Here is a 16,326-nt window from a genome sequence, read left to right on the forward strand (position 1 = left end):
CGGCGAACAACGCGTCCGGGAACAGGCGGTGCCGGTGCTCGGCCAAGAACCGGAACACGCTGCCAGCCGGCAACAAATGCCCCGCCAGCGACTCCACGTCCAACACATCCCGCTGCGGACTCGACTCACCCTGCACAACCCAACAATTCCAGCCAGCTGCCGGTCAGTCCCGTGGGCACGCGGACAGATTGTTCAGCAGGCTCCTAGGGCACCGTCCGTGCCACCCGCGGGCGCGTTGCTTTGCGCGTAAACCGACTCGCACGCCTGTAACTTGTAGACGGGATGTCTACCGGCCCGGTTGACTCGGTAGCGGAGGAGCTAGGAGCCTCGTAGACGTGAGTACGCCAGAACCTTGGGCCAGCGCGATGATCCTCTGCGGCTACGTCCATCGGGAAGCGCCGTCGGTCGCGAGCCTGGCAAGGGCGGCCGGTCTTGCGACCGAGACTGTCCGTCGGATGGTCAACGGGAAGGGCGAAGCGGACCCCGGGAACGTGCTGAAGGTCAAGCAGGCGCTCCGTGGGGCACCAGTCGAGACATGGCTCGGCATGAAGCCCGTAGGGAAGGTCTACGTTGGTCCGCCGGTCTCGCGCCTGATGGACGATCGGCAGCGCGACGCACTCACTGAACTCATCAACGCGATGATGGAGAGGGGTGGGAGCAGTGCCAGCACGGGCGAGCCAGGAAAGAAGAGTCCCGACGACGGGGGCGGAGAGGTTGTCGACTTCCCCGCCGTCGACGCGGAGTCGCACGAGCCACTGGCGGCCCGTCGCAACGTCCAGACAGGCAAGGACCGGCGCGGCGACGAGGGTGAGGGTTGATGGCTCCGCACGGGTTCAGGGTCTTCAAGGTCGAGCCGCGAGAGCGTCACGGCCGCAAGGATGCTCCGTGGCGCACGGAGGCTGGCGCGCACCTTCTTGAACGCTTCGCAGCCTTGGCGGGAGGGTTCGTCGCCAACGAGTGGATCCTCGACGCCACGCTCACCTACGCGCAGGCCGAGGCCCTGGGAATCCTGGAGGCGAAGAAGTCGATCGGCGCCGGCGACAAGGTGCTCCGGCTCATCGATTGCGGACAGGTGGGTCGACGACTCTCCATGCGCGTCAAGTACGGGTCGGCGGGGTCGTTCCCGACGCTCATGGGGGTCGACGGAGACGTCGACATCACCGATCGCGCACCCGCCCGCGAGTACCGTGTCGAACTCCTTGCACCCCGCGACGTCGGACCTGGGCTCATGGCCGTGGAGACGATCTCCCGCGTCGCGCCGGCCGTCCCGCTGGTGCAGCTGCTCAGCATCGCCGACATGCTCGACCCTGCGCGTCCAGGGGGCGATCCGTGGTTCAAGCTGTTCGCCACCCAAGTCACCGACCCCGACTACCTTGCCGAGCTGATCAAGCGCACCAAGAACGCCGAACTGCATCTGAGGTCGGTCGACGTGGGTGGCGAGGGGGATCGCACCCGAACCCGGTACCGACTTCAGGCAAAGCTGGATGATGTAGGCCGGTCGGGGATCCTCGGCTGGCTGAAGCGCGCCGACCGCAACGTGGCGGGGATGCTCGAGGTCGTCGATGTTCGCGACTCGGGTGACTTCGACTTCAACGAGGGCTACGTCGATCTCGATGACGGCGACTCCAGGACGCGGGTAGGCCTGCACGACGCCCGCGAGGTGTTCACCTACCCGATCAACAGCGACATCGAGCCTGATCGGGACACGTGGGAGCGAGCTGTGCGGGACAGGTTCAGAACGCTGCGACCGGACTTAGACTGGGCCTAGAAAATGTCGGAGCCGCGAGGGAGGATGGATCATGGCGCGACTCAGTCCCACCCCTATCCTGCGCGGCCACTGGAATGGCCTCTCGCGGCGCACCTACGGCAACGGCGAGCTGAAGGACGTGCGGCCTGACTGGCCTTCACGCATCCTGTCGCTCCTGGTGCCCGCGGCAGCCGCTGTACTCGCATGGGCGTTCCCGCCGAAGACTGATCCTGGGGCCGCGTTGGGCCTGGCCCTCACATGGTCAGCCCTCGTGTCAGCCGGCCTGCTTGGAACCTTCACGTTGCTGGCCGGATGGCGATCCAAGCTCAGCGAGCGGGCCGAGCGTGAGAGGTACTACAGGATCAAGGACCTGCCCTTGCGCAGCCTCCTCGACGAGTCCGTTGCCCATGTCCTCCTGGGTGTCCTCAACTCCCTCGCCCTCGCTGCCGTGGCTGCGATTTCGTTCCTCGTCAGAGGCGCGCTGGCCATCCCGGCGACGGCCGTGGTGGCGTTCCTGTTCACCCACACGCTCATGCTGTTCGTCCTGGTCGTCACTCGGGCCTACAGCGCCTATGTGCAGGCTGAGGACGTTCCGGTCGAGGCCGACGGGTTCGCCCGTACTGGCACGTTCTGAGGTGGGGCGGCGGGGGGGCGCCGTCCTGTATACCCCCCCTTGACATTGACGGTTTAGCCCCTCTAAACTAGAGTCATGGTCAAGCCGATGAAGTACCGCGAACTCGCCAAGCTGCTCACCGAGGCTGGCTTCGAGCCGCGGCAGGGCAAAGGCGACCACGAGGTGTGGAGGAACGGGGCCGTGCATGTGTCGATCACCCAGACCCGCGAGATCTCACCCGGCCTGACCCGCAAGGCACTCAACGCAATCGAGAGGAGCAAGCAGTGACCACCATCACGATCACCGCCAAGCGGTGGAGCGGCGGCTGGGAACTGTGGCACGGCGACGACGTGTGGACTCAGGTGGCCACCCTCGACCGCGCCGAACAGCAGGTCCGCGACTACCTCGACACCGTCGATGGGGGCACCGACCACGACGGGTGGACCATTGACGTAGTCCCCGAGATCGGCCACCTCGGGGACGAGGTCGCCGTGGCGCGGCAAGCCACTGCGGACGCCGCAGCGGCCACCGAGGCCGCTGCGCGCCAGGCTCGTCGGGTTGCCCGGCATCTCCGCGAGGCCGGCTACTCGGTCACGGACTCCGCCGCGATCCTCGGCGTATCCAGAGGACGGGTGTCCCAGCTCGTCAACGGCTGAGCCCGGGGGCGCGGCCCTGGTCATTTTGTCGGACCCGGGCGGCAGGGTTCATGGGGTGTACCACCCATGGCGGCACTTCCGCTCCTTCGCACACTGGGATCTCGCGTGGGCCCACCTGCCCGTCAGTATCGTCGGGTTGACCGACTTCGGGCACGAGCGGGTCACCCTGGACCCGCGCCAGACCCATGCTGAGCGCCGCTCCACCATCGCCCACGAGGTCGCCCACATCGAGCGCGGACCGGCGCCGCGGGGTTGGTGGTGGCAGCAGCGCGAGGAGGCCGTGGTCGATCAGCTCGCCGCGCGCCGGTTGATCGGGATTCGGGACCTCGGGGAGGCGCTCGCCTGGTCGACGGACGCCCACGAGGTCGCTGACGAGCTGTGGGTCGACGTGCCCACGCTCGAGGCGCGCCTGCGCCACCTCCACCCCTCTGATCGCCACTACCTGCGCCGGCGGCTGGCCCATCAAGGAGATGAAGCCCATGCCCATTCCTGACGCCTCCCATGGCATCGCCTTGCAGGCGGTCGCCTCGGGCGACGACCGCACCATCACTGCCACCGCCATGCAGCTTGGCTTGAGTGCGCCGGCGCTCGCGCAGGCTTGCGTCCACCTGATCGATGACCCCAAGGTGGTGGCAGCCCATCCGCGCCCGTGCAGGGTCATCGCCGAGCGCATCGAGCGCGGACGCCGCAAGCGTGACGCCGGCCAACTCGTCGTCCGCTCCGAGGTCTAGGAGGACCCATGAAGAAGCTCGCAGCCCTCACCCTCGTGGTCCTGCTGGCCGGGTGCGGGGGAGCGCCCGCAGCGACTCCGACGCCAAGCGCCGCCGAGTCGCGCATCGTCACGGCCGCGAAGGCGTGCCCCGGCGCGCGGAACGCCCACGGTGACGGCGGCAAGTCCATGACGCTCGACACCAAGGGCGAGGACGACAGGGACGGCGATACGATGGCCGTCGTCGCCTGCTACCTGCGCGAGCTGGAGACCCCCGACTACGTGATACAGCACATCGACTCGACCCGCTCCCTGGACGGCCAGCAAACCGAGGAGTGGGACGGGATCAAGGCCAGGTGGACGTACCACCCGAACCGCGGCCTCATCATCACCCTCGTGGACACGGCGGCCTGAGACACAAGAACGCCCCCACGGTCTTCGCCCCCCACCCGATGGTGGGGGGCGTCGTGTCTCATGTCTCGATCATTCGGGCAGCGCGGCCAGCTCGGCCTCCAGCTCGGCCTTGCGCTTCGTGATCGCCAGCGTGTGCGCGGTCTATATCTGCTCGGCGAGCTTGCCCAGCGCGTCGGTGCGCTGGCCGTCATCGGAGTGCGAGTAGTGCTCCAGCGCGACCACGACGTTCGCCTGCCCGAGGATGTCGGCCACTACGCGAGGCGGCACCCCGGCAGCTTGCAGCAGGGTTGCGCACGTCCCCCGCGCGCCGTGCAGGGGCACCGCGGGCAGCTTCGCGGCCTCCAGTGCGGCCTTCCACGCCCGGTGGTCCCGCTCCGCACCCTCGATCGCCTCGGGGCCACGGAAGCCGTGGAACACGTACCCGGTGCCCGACCGCTCCCGCCACGCCTCCAGCGACGCCTTGAGCGCCGGCGCCATCGGCACTTCACGGACGCCCGCCCTGGTCTTGGGGGTGACGTGGGTCAGCTTGCCGTCGACGCGGGTGATGGACGTCTTGACGCTGATGTGCGTGTCCGTGACGTCCTCCCACCTGAGTGCAAGCGCTTCGCCCTGGCGAAGCCCCCCGAGGATCGCGACGTGGACGCGGGCGAGGGTGCGCGGATCTGCGGACGCGCAGGCGAACAGCACCCCGGCCTGCTCGGCGGTCAGGATCCGGTAGCGGTCCTTCGGGGTGGGTGCGGACACCCCGGCGAGCGGGTCGCGACGCAGGCGGCCGTCCGAGAGGGCGACCTTCATCGCCTTGCGCAGGGTCGCGTGGGAGTTGCGGATCATCGCGTCGGACTTGCCCGCCTTGCGCATGGCCGCATGCAGCTCGCGGACATGACGGGGCGCGAGCTCGTTGAGTCGGTGCGCGCCGAGGTGGGGGGTCAGCCACTGCTCGACGTGCGAGCGGTAGTAGCGCGCCGTCGCGGGCTTGAGGTCGCCCGCCTCGACTGCGGGAGCGATGACTTCATCCAGCCAGTAGGCCAGCCACTGCTCGACGTTCTTGGCCGTCGAGGTGATGCCGGCGTCTCGGTCGCGCTTCATCTCCTCCAGCTTGGCGAGGGCTTCGCGCTTGGTTCGCGCGCGGCGGACGGGTCGCGAGCGCTTGCCCGCGACGTATCCGAGGTCGAGCTGGGCGACCCATCCGCCGTCCTCGCGCTGGTAGATCGAGCCCTCTCCCTGGCCCCTTCGCTTCGCCACGACGACCTCCCCGCTGCCTAGCTGCCAACGCCGTTGCCTAATTGACAGCCCATGACACCAACTAGCAGAAATCGACATCCGTCCATCTGGCCTAGTCAGAGCTAGAAGGCTGGCGGCCCCGGGAGGATTCGAACCTCCGACACATGGTTTAGGAAACCACTGCTCTATCCCCTGAGCTACGAGGCCAGCCCGGCCATTCTAGGGGCAGATCCGGGTGCCCGGGCGACGGGTCCCCGGCGGGCGCGGATGCCGTACGGGGTGCCGACGGGCGGGTACGGCTGCTGTGGGTGGAAGTTGAAGAGTTAGCCGTCCGTCACCCTCAGTCGGGCGGAACTCGGACGCCCCGGCGGCCACCCAGGACTGCGATCTGGTCTATAGTTGGTGACGCGAGAGCGACGCCAGGTTGTTGATGTCTCCTGGGGGTGGGTAGACGGCTTCTAGCCCTTCGACCGGCGTCGCTCTCCCTTCACGTTCAGGGGCCATCACGCCCCGCCCCCGCCTCCTCTGCCCCCGCTAGAGTCGAGGCCATGACCATAGGCTTGGAGCGTTCGCGCCAGAAGATGGCCGACGCAGGCGCGACGGGCGCCGCCATCGACGTGTTCACCCACTACTACGGCCAGCTGGGCGCCGCCGGGGGCGGCTTCATCCGCGAGGACGACATCGAGCCGCTGACCGATCCTCCTCGGCTGTCCGCCGTGGACGTCGACCCCGACGACGCGCGCAATGCGCTGGCCAGGACCGTCATGATCAAGCTCAACGGCGGCCTCGGCACCTCGATGGGTCTCGACGGGCCCAAGACGCTGCTGCCGGTGCGGGGGCGCAAGACCTTCCTCGACATCATCGTGTCCCAGGTGCTGCACGCCCGCGAGCGCTACGACGTGCGACTCCCGCTGCTGTTCATGAACAGCTTCCGCACCCGCGAGGCCACCCTCGACCACCTGAGCATCTACGACGAGCTCCCGGTGGGCGACCTGCCCATCGACTTCCTGCAGGGCTTCGAGCCCAAGCTCACCCTCGACGGGTACGAGCCCGTCGAGTGGCCAGCCGACCCGACGCTGGAGTGGTGCCCGCCCGGTCACGGCGACATCTACACCGCGCTCGTGGGTACCGGCATCCTCGACCAGCTGCTGCACGAGGGGTTCCAGTACGTCAGCATCGCCAACGGCGACAACCTCGGGGCAGGCCCCAACGCCGAGCTTGCCGGCTGGTTCGCGCAGTCGGGTGCCCCCTACGCCGCCGAGGTCTGCCCCCGGACGCCGAACGACCGCAAGGGCGGCCACCTCGCGGTGCGGAAGTCGGACGGGCAGCTCATCCTGCGCGACACCGCCCAGTGCGCCCCCGAGGAGATGCACTTCTTCACCGACGAGGACCGGCACCCCTACTTCCACGCCAACAACCTGTGGATCGACCTCGGGGCGCTGCGCCGCCTCATGTCGGAGCGCCACAACGTCCTCGGCCTGCCGCTGATCCGCAACATCAAGACGGTCGACCCGTCCGACCCGAGCTCCACCCCGGTGGTGCAGATGGAGACGGCCATGGGGGCGGCCATCGAGGTCTTCCCGGGCGCGCAGGCGATCGCGGTGGAGCGCGACCGCTTCCTGCCGGTCAAGACCACCAACGAGCTCATGCTGGTGCGCTCCGACGCCTTCGCCCTCGACGGGGACGCCCGGCTCGTGGCCACCACCGAGCGGCTGCCGGGCATCGACCTCGACAAGCGCTACTTCGGCCTGCTCCCCGACTTCGACGCGCGCGTCGAGTACGTCCCGTCGCTGCGCGAGGCGCGCTCGCTGGTCGTCGAGGGGGACTGGACGTTCTCCGACCCTGTCACCGTGGTCGGGGACGCCCACCTGGCCGACCCCGGTGAGCCCCGCACCGTCGACGTCGAGGTGCTCGGCGAGGCGTGAGCGGCTGGCACCGCGCGATCGCGTTCGCGCTCACGGCCGCCGACCTGGACCTCGGCGAGCAGCAGGCCCCCGACCTCGACCTGTTGGTCGAACAGTTGAGTCATCGCGGGTGGGACGCCGACGCCCTCGGTGAACACGCGCGCGCGGCCGCGGCCGCCGGTCCTTGGCCCCACCCCGTCCCGGACGCCCTGCGCGCCGGTCTGGGAGCCGCGCAGCTGTACGCCGCCATCGGGGATGCCCGGGAGCGCTACGGGCTGGAGGTCCTCACCGTGTTGCCCCCGTCGCGACGCACGCGCCTGGACGCCGACGAGCGTCGGCTCCTGGCCGACGTCCCGCCGCACTTCGGCCGGACCTGACCCGGGCCCCGACATGTGGAACGGGGCCCATCCCTGAGGGATGGGCCCCGTTCGGAGCTTGGGGAGGCGAAGCTCAGGCGCGCGTCTTGAGCAGGTCGCGGATCTCGGCGAGCAGCTCGTCGGTGGTGGGGGCGGGGGCCTCGGCGTCCGTGTCGGCCTTCAGGCGCGCGTCAGCGGCCTCCTTGAGGGCCTGGTAGGGCTTGATGACCATGAAGTAGACGACAGCGGCGATCATGATGAACGAGATCAGCGCGGTGATGAACACGCCGATGTTCACGCCGCCGACAGCGACGGTGTCGAAGTTCGGCTCGCCGCCGGCGACCTTGGCGATGAGGTCCATGATGATCTTGGTGAAGGCCTCGACGACCTTGCCGAAGGCACCCGCCATGATGACGGCGGTGGCCAGCTCGATCAGGTTGCCCTGCATCAGGAAGTCTTTGAAACCCTTCATAAAACTGATTCCCTCTCGGTGGCGTGGTAGTGCCCCGATCGGGGCGTGGGGCTACCGCGCCCGAGGAGTCTAGCCAAATCGCTGCGGCGAAGGAAACCGTCGAGTAGAGTGGGAAGGTTATCGGGAGGCGTCGCTCGAGCGACCCCCGGACGTCAGCGCAGCGCGACCGTCAGCGACATCATTCCTTGTGCGGTCAGGGTTGCCGCGACCTCGTGTGGGACCTCGACGAGGACGGACCGCTGCGGACCCGTCATGCCGAGGTTGACACCGCCGGGCGTGCCGGGCGGGGCCACGACCGGGATGTCGGACGCCAGCGCGACGCCGGCGGCGTCGAGCACGTCGATGTGGGCGCCCGGCCGCACCAGCGCGGCGATCGTCTCGTCGGTGAGCGGCAGGGCGATGACCACGTGGCCCGGCCTGGCCAGGCGCGTGCCCTCGGAGACCGCCGTCGCCGTGAGCACCGAACCCGCCGCGACCGCCGAGGCCAGCGTGCGGCCGACGACGTCGGCCTCGACCCGGGCCGCGCCGTCGGGCACCGCCCCGGGAGGAAGTTCCACGGCGACCAGGTCGGTGCTCGTGAGCACGGTGCCGCCCGGCAGCGCGGAGGCCGCGGCGAGGACGGAGACGGTGGGGGCCGTGGGCGGGGCCAGGGCGAGCAGGGTCGCGAGCACGGCGCCGAACGCGCAGAGGGCGGCGAGCGTGCGGCGGCGCAGGTAGAGGGTGCGGCGCAGGGCCGGAGGGAACGTGGGTCTGGTCACGCCCCTAGGTTTAGGCGGCGCGTGCCACTCAGGCCGCGGACTCCTTGGCGGCGGGGGCCGCGGCGGGCTTGTCAGCGGGCTTCGCGGCCGGCTTGGCGGCGTCGGTCTTGCCGTTGGTGCGGTTGTCGGTGGCGTAGAAGCCCGACCCCTTGAATACGACGCCGACGGCGTTGAACACCTTGCGCAGGTTCCCGGTGCAGGTGGGGCACTCGGTCAGCGAGGGGTCGGTGAACTTCTGGACGACCTCGAGCTCACGACCGCAGTCGGCGCACCGGTACTGGTAGGTGGGCATCGGGACTCCTCGGGGACGGCGTCAGGGCTCACGCATCCTAACGTCACGGCGGCCGACGCCTATTCCTCCGACGGCGTCCGGACGCCGCGCGCCCCGGTCACGATGGTCGCCGACGGCGTCACCACGAGGTCGACGGGAAGGTCCCAGGGCTCCAGCGGCACGGCGTCCACCAGTTCGGCCCCGCCCACCAGCGTGCCGCGGACGGCGTCGGGGTCGGCATGGGCCAGCGCGCGGTCGTACCAGCCGCCGCCCGTGCCGAGGCGGTGGCCGCCCGGTGTGGCGAGCAGCGCCGAGACCCAGACGAACGTGCAGGCGCCCAGCGCCGAGGACGGCAGAGGAGGGCCCCCCGGCTCGGGGATGCCGCGCCAGCCGTGTACCAACGAGCCCCGTCCGGCGTACCAGTTCCACGCGGGCTCGCGGTGCCCCTTCAGCACCGGCAGCAGGACACGGACGCCCGCGGCGTCCAGCGCGTCGACCAGCGCGACGGTGTCGGGTTCGGGGGGCACGGAGAAGTAGCAGGCGACCGCGTCGTGGCCGGCGCAGGCGGCCAGGAGGCGGGGGAGCCGGGCCGCATCGGCGGCGCCACGACGGGGATCGGCCGCGCGGGCCGCCCGCACCGTCGCGCGCAGGGCCTCCTTCTCGGACGCCGCGGGCCCACTTTGCGAGGCTCGCGGAGTCACTCCCGGGGAGGCTGGGGACATTCGCCTACTGTAGTTTCATGGCCCTGTTTGGACGCAAGACGACTGAGGACGCCGTCGAGGACGAGCGCACCGGCTCCACCCCCGCCCCGCTGTGGCGCGACGAGGCGGAGGGCGCGACCCCGGCGACCGCCGAGCCCACGCGGCGCACGCTGGACGAGCAGCGCAGCTTCCTGCTCGACAAGGTCGGCGCCATGCGCCCCTTCGGCATGCAGATCTGGGACGTCCCGGGCCTCGTCCTGTGCGAGGACATCGACTCCGACCTCGACCTCCCGCTGGTCACCACCGCCCGCACGTCCGGGTGGGGCGTCCGCGGCTCCGACCTCGTGGGCGCCACCGAGACCGCACCCAAGCGCCTGTTCGTCGTCGACTCCATCAGCGTCTCCGACGGGCCGGGCCGCCCGTTGGTGTCGGGTGCCGCGGTCGAGATCGAGGAGGGCGCGATCATCCCCGAGGGCGTCGACGCCGTCGTGCCCGCCCGGGCCGGCCACGTGGACGCCGACGGCTACGTCGTCATCGGCGAGGAGGCCCGCCTCTACCAGAACCTCCGCCGGGCAGGGTCCGAGTTGGCCGACGGGACGCCGCTGCTGCGCGCCGGCGACGTGCTGACCCCGCGCTCGGTCGCCGTGCTCGCCGAGGTCGGCCTCGACAAGGTGCTCGTCCGCCCGCGCCCGCGGGTGGTCGTCTTCACCGTCGGTGAGACCCTCGTGGCCCCCGGCCAGCCGCTGACCCGCCCGCAGCAGCGCTACGACGCCGCGACCGCGCTGATCACCGCCGCCGCGCGCGGCGACGGCGCCACCGTGTACCCGCTGGACATCGTGCCGTCCCAGCCGGGCGCGGTGAAGCAGGCGATCTCCGAGCAGCAGATCCGGGCCGACCTCATCGTGGTCGTCGGCGGTGGCGACATGATCCGCGACGTGGTCGACGACATGGCCGACCTCGACGAGGCCGTGGTCGCGATCAACCGCGAGTCCCGCATCGCCTACGCGGGCTTGGGCGACGGCCGCACCCCGCTCGTCATCCTCCCGTCGGGCGTCATCAGCGCCTACGTGGCCTACCAGGCGCTGGTCCGTCCGGTCATCAACAAGCTCAACGACGTCGACCCGCTCAGTGCGACCCGTGAGGAGGGCCGCCTTGCCGAGGCGGTCGCCGGCAGCGAGGGCGTCACCCAGTTCGTCCCCGCGATCCGGGACGCCGACGGCACCGTCCGCCCGGTCGGGGCCACCGACTCCGAGCTCGCCTGGGACCTGGCGCGCGCCAACGTCCTGGCGGTCATCCCCGAGGACTGGTCCGGGGCCGACGCCGGTGCGACCGTCGAGTGCCTCGTCCTCGACGACGCCCGCGTGGGGGCACCCCGCCCGTGAGCCCCCTCGGGCCACGCCGCTGGCCCGTGAGCCTCTCCCACGGGCCGGTCGGGCTCCGTCCGATCCGCCGCCGCGACGCGCACGAGTGGTTCGCCGTGCGCGCCCGCAACCGGTCGTGGACCGCCCCGTGGGACGGCACCCGTCCCCCCGACAACGACGGGGAGGAGATCACCTTCGCGCAGATGGTGCGCACCCAGACCGCCGACGCCCGGGCGGGCCGCTCCCTGCCGTGGGTGATCACGTGGACCGAGCCCGGTCGTCGCCCGCAGTTGGCCGGCCAGATGACGATCTCGGGCATCGTCTGGGGGTCCGCGCGCTGGGGCATGGCCGGCTACTGGGTGGACAGCTTCCTGGCCGGACGCGGCATCGCCCCCACGGCCCTGGCCCTGGCCGGCGACCACATGTTCACCACCATGGGGCTGCACCGGCTGGAGGTGGCGATCCGCCCCGAGAACGTGGCGTCCCTCCGCGTGGTCGAGAAGCTGGGCTTCCGGTACGAGGGGGAGCGTCCGGCCTTCATGCACGTCGACCACGCGTGGCGCGACCACCTCCTGTTCGCCCTGCACGCCGAAGAGGTCGGGCCCGAGGGGTTGATCGGGCGCCTCGCCTGACGGGCGCCGTCGCAGGTCGGCGTCCCCGTTTGCCCCGGTGGCGGCGCGTCAGCCGCGGGCGCGCCGGGGGTCCGCCCTAGGGTCGGACGCATGAGTTTCACAGGTCTGATCTTCGGCGCCGTCGCGGCGTTCTGGTTGGTCTACCTGATCCCCCTGATCCTCAACCGCAAGGACAACGGGCTCATGGACGAGATCGAGCCCGGGGAGCCCTTCTCCGCCTCGGTCACGATCGTCCGCCGGGGTACGCCGCTGGAGTCGGCCGAGAACGGCACCGCCGTCATCTCGACGCCGCTCAACCGCCGTGCTGCCCTGCGCGAGCTCTCCGAGATCGACCGGGAGGCCGCCCGCCGGCGCCGGGTCGTGCTCGTGTTCCTGACGATCGTGACGTCGGTGGTCGGTGCGCTGGCCGGGTTCGGGTTGGTCTCGTGGTGGACGATCGCGGCCCCCCTCGGGCTCATCGCCGTGTTCCTGGGCATCGCCCGGTTCTCGGTCGCCCACATGCGGCGCGGGCTCGACGCGCGGGCCCGGGTGATCCGGGGCGGCGACGGGGTCGACGAGCAGACCGTGGCGATCGACGTCCTGGAGGACGACGACGACTCCGAGCACGAGCTGTCGGTCGAGCTGACCGCCCCCGTGGAGCACACCGGCTCGCTGTGGGACCCGATCCCCATCACCGCGCCCACCTACGTGAGCCGGCCGCTGACCCCGCGCACCGTCCGCACCATCGACCTGTCCGCGCCCGTGCCCGTGGGCTCGGGCGTTCCGGTGACCGCGGACCTGCCCGTGGGCGCCCCGGCCGAGGCGGCGTCCGACGAGCAGCGCCGCGCGGTTGGCGAGTAGGCGGGTGGACCCCGACGGCGCCGATTTCGGACGCCGCAGTCGCGGTGGTATGATCGTCCTCGCTCTTCGAGCATGGGGCTATGGCGCAGTTGGTAGCGCGTCTCGTTCGCAATGAGAAGGTCAGGGGTTCGAATCCCCTTAGCTCCACAAGGGCGGATACCCATTACGGGTTGTCCGCCTTTTGTGTCTTCATTGCCCCTCCATTGCCCCGCGGCCGATTGAGGCGCTCCAGACCCGCCCGATGGGCCTCCGTTCCGAGGAAGTGCAGGTAGCGGTTCGTGGTCGCGATCGACTCGTGACCGAGCCACGCCTGGACCGTCCCGGGGTCGACACCACGCGCCAACCACAGGCACGCCGCGGTGTGGCGGAGGTCATGGGTCCGGCGCCCGCCGCCGGCGGTGTTCTCCCAGTCGAGGGACCTTACGACGGCGCTCCGGTGCAGCGTCGTGCCCTGGTCGGTCGTGCAGAGGAGGTCGACCGAACTCTTGCCCTGGCTCAGGTCGGCGACGATGTCCAGGGCGCGATCGGCGAGCGGGACCAGGCGACTGCGCCGGCCCTTCGTCGACTTCACGCCGACCCCCTCCGGGTTCGAGCGGCTGACCAGGACCAGGCGACCTCGAGCTCCTCCTCGGTGAACGGCAGCATCTCGGTCGGCTCGTTTGACCAAGAGGAGGCCCACGAGGATCCACATGGTCCGGGGGCCGCATTCGCTAGCCATGACGCGACCCCTCACGGGAGGAGGGGGACCGGTAGGTGAGGTCGTCGCGCACGCGGCCGTGCTCGTCCAGGGTGGGCTCAGGCCCTCGCCGTCACCATCCCGCTGATGGCCGTGCGGTCCTCCAGCCCTAAATCGTCCGAGAGTCTCACCGCGTGCACTCTCGCCTGTCGGCTACGGAAAAGCGCGCCAGCATGTCGTGCCGGCGGGCCAAGGGCTGGTAGCGAGAGGCTCGGTCAGACGCCGGAATCCACAGCTCCATCCAGCTAGCGAGTCGCCGAGATGGGCCGCGATGACGGTCTGAGAGACTGCCCAGGTGAGCTTGATGAGCAAAGAGGCCGAGCGGGCAGAACTCCACAAGACGATCTGGCGGATCGCGAATGATCTTCGCGGCAGCGTCGACGGATGGGACTTCAAGAGCTACGTGCTGGGCATGCTGTTCTACCGGTTCATCTCGGAGAACCTCACCGCCTACCTCAACGAGCAGGAGCGGCGAGCAGGCAACCCCGATTTCGACTACGCCCGGCTGAGCGCCGAGGAGGCCGGCTACGGCATTGCCGAGACGGTCAATGAGAAGGGGTTCTTCATCTTTCCCTCCGACCTCTTCGCCAACGTCCGAGCCCGCGCCCGCCACGACCCAAACCTCAACGAGACCCTGAGCCGGGTGTTCACCAACATCGAGGCATCGGCGAAGGGCGCAGCGTCCGAGGACGACTTCAAGGGCCTGTTCGATGACCTGGACGTCAACAGCAACAAGCTCGGCCCGACCGTCGCCCGGCGCAACGAGCGGCTCGTGAAGCTCCTGGACGCCGTGGGCGACCTCAACCTGGGCACCTACACCGACCACACGATCGACGCGTTCGGTGACGCCTACGAGTACCTGATGCAGATGTACGCCTCCAGTGCCGGCAAGTCAGGTGGCGAGTACTACACGCCGCAGGAGGTGTCCGAACTGCTGGCACGGATAACGGTGGTGGGCAAGACGGAGGTGAACAAGGTCTACGACCCGGCGTGCGGATCAGGCTCGCTGCTGTTGAAGTTTGCGAAGGTGCTCGGCAAGGAGAACGTGCGCCAGGGGTTCTTCGGTCAGGAGATCAATCTGACGACCTACAACCTGTGCCGGATCAACATGTTCCTGCACGACATCAACTACGAGCAGTTCGACATCGCCCATGGCGACACGCTCACCGACCCGGCGCACTGGGACGACGAGCCGTTCGAGGCGATCGTCTCCAACCCGCCCTACTCCATCAAGTGGGAGGGCGACGCCAACCCGTTGCTCATCAACGACCCCCGGTTCGCGCCGGCCGGGGTGCTGGCACCCAAGAGCAAGGCCGACTTGGCCTTCACGATGCACATGCTCTCCTGGCTGGCCGTCAACGGCACCGCCGCGATCGTCGAGTTCCCCGGCGTCCTGTACCGGGGTGGGGCCGAACAGAAGATCCGCAAGTACCTGATCGACAACAACTACGTGGACGCCGTCATCCAGCTCCCGCCGGACCTGTTCTTCGGCACCACCATCGCGACCTGCATCATCGTGCTGAAGAAGTCCAAACGCGACAACGCGGTGCTGTTCATCGACGGCTCCGCCGAGTTCGTCCGCCACGGCAACAAGAACAAGCTCACCGACGCCAACCAAGCCACGATCCTCGACGCCTACACCAAGCGGGCGGACGCCGATCACGTCGTGCGGCTCGTCGGCAACGAGGCCATCGCGGAGAACGGCTACAACATCGCCGTCTCAAGCTACGTCGAGGCCAAGGACACCCGCGAAGTCACCGACATCACCGCGCTCAACGCCGAGATCGCCCGCATCGTCGCCCGCCAGCAAGAACTTCGCGAGCAGATCGACGCCATCGTCGCCGACCTCGAAGGATCAGACGCGTGAGCCGCATCGACGATCTCATCGAGCAGCTGGCGCCGGGGGGAATCTGCTACCGCGAACTAGGTGCAGTAGCCGCCTACTCAACAACTCGAGTGGACGCGGCAGAACTCGACGCTACGAACTTTGTCGGCGTCGACAACCTCCTTCCGAACAAGCAGGGCAAGGTCGACGCCAGCTACTTGCCAAACACGGCGCGCCTCACCGCGTATCAAGAGGGCGACCTTCTGCTGGGCAACATTCGCCCGTATCTCAAGAAGGTTTGGCTAGCGACGAACGCCGGTGGATGCAGCGGCGACGTTCTGGCACTCCGCATCTTCGCTGGGATGCTCCCGATGCTCCTCCCTGAGTTCCTGTTCTATCTCTTGTCGTCGGATAGCTTCTTCGCCTACAGCATGCAACACGCCAAGGGTGCGAAGATGCCTCGCGGGAACAAGGAGGCGATCATGAGATATCGCATCCCGGTTCCTCCTCTGGAGGTGCAGCGGGAGATCGTGCGAATCCTGGACACGTTCACGGAGCTGGAGGCGGAGCTGGAGGCGGAGCTGGAGGCACGCCGCCACCAATATGAGCACTATCGGCAGACCCTTCTACGTCCCAGCGCGCAGGGTGGCTCGCGTTGGATCGAGCTGGGATCGCTCGGTCGCGTGTCGATGTGCAAACGGGTTTTCAAAGATCAAACTACAACCAGGGGTGATATCCCGTTTTTCAAGATTGGCACCTTCGGAGGAAAGCCGGATGCTTACATCTCTGAAGCACTCTTCCTTGACTATCGCAATCGGTATCCGTTCCCCAAAAAGGGAGATGTGTTGCTGTCGGCAGCAGGAACGATCGGTCGGGCGGTGGAGTACGACGGAGAGCGCGCCTACTTCCAAGATTCAAACATCGTCTGGTTGGATAACGACGAGTCGATCGTTTTGAACCGCTACCTCTATCACCAGTATCAGCCCTGATCCACCGGCGTTGGTTGGCGGTGTGGGTGTGGCGTAGGACGAGGAGACCCTTCTGAGCAGGGAGGATGGTGATTGCTGAAGTCGCCGTCTGCCACCCAGAAGGGTCACCTCGTAAGTGAAA

Annotated in this window: 21 protein-coding genes and 2 tRNA genes; 16 read left to right on the top strand and 7 right to left on the bottom strand. The window is 69.0% G+C overall.

Annotation, left to right across the window (positions count from 1 at the left end; translation table 11 throughout):
* The first annotated feature begins 365 nt into the window (after window positions 1–365).
* From H5397_RS16170 to H5397_RS16205, 8 genes are all read left to right on the top strand, one after another.
* Window positions 366–818, top strand: coding sequence for a hypothetical protein (locus H5397_RS16170; protein WP_220492362.1), 453 nt, complete (start codon window positions 366–368; stop codon window positions 816–818).
* Between the two features lie 113 nt (window positions 819–931).
* On the top strand, window positions 932–1,768 hold the full coding sequence (locus H5397_RS16175; RefSeq protein WP_182818704.1) for a hypothetical protein: 837 nt from the start codon (window positions 932–934) through the stop codon (window positions 1,766–1,768).
* Window positions 1,769–1,799: 31 nt separating this feature from the next.
* A complete protein-coding gene (locus tag H5397_RS16180) occupies window positions 1,800–2,381 on the top strand; it encodes a hypothetical protein (RefSeq protein WP_182818706.1) in 582 nt (193 codons plus the stop codon).
* A gap of 75 nt (window positions 2,382–2,456) precedes the next feature.
* The gene (locus H5397_RS16185) at window positions 2,457–2,648 is read left to right on the top strand and encodes a type II toxin-antitoxin system HicA family toxin (RefSeq protein ID WP_182818707.1); all 192 of its coding nucleotides are present in this window, start codon (window positions 2,457–2,459) and stop codon (window positions 2,646–2,648) included.
* Complete coding sequence (locus H5397_RS16190) at window positions 2,645–3,016, top strand: antitoxin HicB (RefSeq protein WP_182818708.1); 372 nt, start codon at window positions 2,645–2,647, stop codon at window positions 3,014–3,016. Before H5397_RS16185 ends, H5397_RS16190 begins: the two co-directional genes overlap by 4 nt.
* A 55-nt stretch (window positions 3,017–3,071) precedes the next feature.
* Entirely contained in the window at window positions 3,072–3,509 is a 438-nt protein-coding gene (locus H5397_RS16195; RefSeq protein ID WP_182818710.1) for an ImmA/IrrE family metallo-endopeptidase, read from the top strand.
* Window positions 3,496–3,747 (top strand): hypothetical protein, encoded by a 252-nt coding sequence (locus H5397_RS16200; RefSeq protein WP_182818711.1) that lies wholly within the window; start codon window positions 3,496–3,498, stop codon window positions 3,745–3,747. Before H5397_RS16195 ends, H5397_RS16200 begins: the two co-directional genes overlap by 14 nt.
* An 8-nt stretch (window positions 3,748–3,755) precedes the next feature.
* Entirely contained in the window at window positions 3,756–4,139 is a 384-nt protein-coding gene (locus H5397_RS16205; RefSeq protein WP_182818712.1) for a hypothetical protein, read from the top strand.
* Window positions 4,140–4,280: 141 nt separating this feature from the next.
* Here the strand turns inward: H5397_RS16205 and H5397_RS18975 are convergent, their stop codons facing one another.
* Both H5397_RS18975 and H5397_RS16215 read right to left on the bottom strand, forming a co-directional pair.
* Window positions 4,281–5,381: a tyrosine-type recombinase/integrase gene (locus H5397_RS18975; RefSeq protein ID WP_182818714.1), complete on the bottom strand. Its 1,101-nt coding sequence runs from the start codon at window positions 5,379–5,381 to the stop codon at window positions 4,281–4,283.
* Window positions 5,382–5,491: 110 nt separating this feature from the next.
* A tRNA-Arg gene (locus H5397_RS16215) sits at window positions 5,492–5,567 on the bottom strand.
* A gap of 341 nt (window positions 5,568–5,908) precedes the next feature.
* Between H5397_RS16215 and H5397_RS16220 the strand changes: the two genes are divergently transcribed.
* Both H5397_RS16220 and H5397_RS16225 read left to right on the top strand, forming a co-directional pair.
* A complete protein-coding gene (locus H5397_RS16220; RefSeq protein ID WP_182818715.1) occupies window positions 5,909–7,285 on the top strand; it encodes a UTP--glucose-1-phosphate uridylyltransferase in 1,377 nt (458 codons plus the stop codon).
* On the top strand, window positions 7,282–7,641 hold the full coding sequence (locus H5397_RS16225; protein ID WP_182818717.1) for a hypothetical protein: 360 nt from the start codon (window positions 7,282–7,284) through the stop codon (window positions 7,639–7,641). The genes H5397_RS16220 and H5397_RS16225 overlap by 4 nt, the downstream gene beginning before the upstream one ends.
* Before the next feature lie 73 nt (window positions 7,642–7,714).
* Here H5397_RS16225 and mscL read toward each other — a convergent pair whose 3' ends face one another.
* From mscL to H5397_RS16245, 4 genes are all read right to left on the bottom strand, one after another.
* The gene (gene mscL, locus H5397_RS16230) at window positions 7,715–8,092 is read right to left on the bottom strand and encodes a large conductance mechanosensitive channel protein MscL (protein ID WP_182818718.1); all 378 of its coding nucleotides are present in this window, start codon (window positions 8,090–8,092) and stop codon (window positions 7,715–7,717) included.
* Window positions 8,093–8,244: 152 nt separating this feature from the next.
* Complete coding sequence (locus H5397_RS16235) at window positions 8,245–8,850, bottom strand: SAF domain-containing protein (protein ID WP_182818720.1); 606 nt, start codon at window positions 8,848–8,850, stop codon at window positions 8,245–8,247.
* A gap of 28 nt (window positions 8,851–8,878) precedes the next feature.
* A complete protein-coding gene (locus tag H5397_RS16240; RefSeq protein WP_182818721.1) occupies window positions 8,879–9,142 on the bottom strand; it encodes an FmdB family zinc ribbon protein in 264 nt (87 codons plus the stop codon).
* A 59-nt stretch (window positions 9,143–9,201) separates the two neighbouring features.
* Window positions 9,202–9,822, bottom strand: a complete 621-nt coding sequence (locus H5397_RS16245) for a 5-formyltetrahydrofolate cyclo-ligase (RefSeq protein WP_182818723.1) — start codon at window positions 9,820–9,822, stop codon at window positions 9,202–9,204.
* A gap of 38 nt (window positions 9,823–9,860) precedes the next feature.
* Between H5397_RS16245 and glp the strand changes: the two genes are divergently transcribed.
* The 4 genes from glp to H5397_RS16265 all read left to right on the top strand — a co-directional run bounded on the left by glp (window position 9,861) and on the right by H5397_RS16265 (window position 12,802).
* A complete protein-coding gene (gene glp, locus H5397_RS16250) occupies window positions 9,861–11,204 on the top strand; it encodes a gephyrin-like molybdotransferase Glp (protein WP_182818724.1) in 1,344 nt (447 codons plus the stop codon).
* Between the two features lie 26 nt (window positions 11,205–11,230).
* Window positions 11,231–11,815: a GNAT family protein gene (locus tag H5397_RS16255; protein WP_309224390.1), complete on the top strand. Its 585-nt coding sequence runs from the start codon at window positions 11,231–11,233 to the stop codon at window positions 11,813–11,815.
* A gap of 90 nt (window positions 11,816–11,905) precedes the next feature.
* A complete protein-coding gene (locus H5397_RS16260) occupies window positions 11,906–12,655 on the top strand; it encodes a hypothetical protein (protein WP_182818727.1) in 750 nt (249 codons plus the stop codon).
* Between the two features lie 74 nt (window positions 12,656–12,729).
* Window positions 12,730–12,802: transfer RNA gene (locus tag H5397_RS16265), tRNA-Ala, on the top strand.
* Between the two features lie 16 nt (window positions 12,803–12,818).
* Here H5397_RS16265 and H5397_RS16270 read toward each other — a convergent pair.
* Entirely contained in the window at window positions 12,819–13,226 is a 408-nt protein-coding gene (locus tag H5397_RS16270; protein ID WP_309224391.1) for a tyrosine-type recombinase/integrase, read from the bottom strand.
* Between the two features lie 469 nt (window positions 13,227–13,695).
* Here H5397_RS16270 and H5397_RS16275 point away from each other — a divergent pair, with 469 nt between their 5' ends.
* On the top strand, window positions 13,696–15,258 hold the full coding sequence (locus H5397_RS16275) for a type I restriction-modification system subunit M (protein ID WP_182818728.1): 1,563 nt from the start codon (window positions 13,696–13,698) through the stop codon (window positions 15,256–15,258).
* Window positions 15,255–16,205, top strand: a complete 951-nt coding sequence (locus H5397_RS18980; protein ID WP_220492363.1) for a restriction endonuclease subunit S — start codon at window positions 15,255–15,257, stop codon at window positions 16,203–16,205. The genes H5397_RS16275 and H5397_RS18980 overlap by 4 nt, the downstream gene beginning before the upstream one ends.
* Window positions 16,206–16,326: the final 121 nt, after the last annotated feature.

Origin of the sequence: Propioniciclava sp. MC1683 (assembly GCF_014164675.1) — a bacterium.
Lineage (GTDB): Bacteria > Actinomycetota > Actinomycetes > Propionibacteriales > Propionibacteriaceae > Propioniciclava.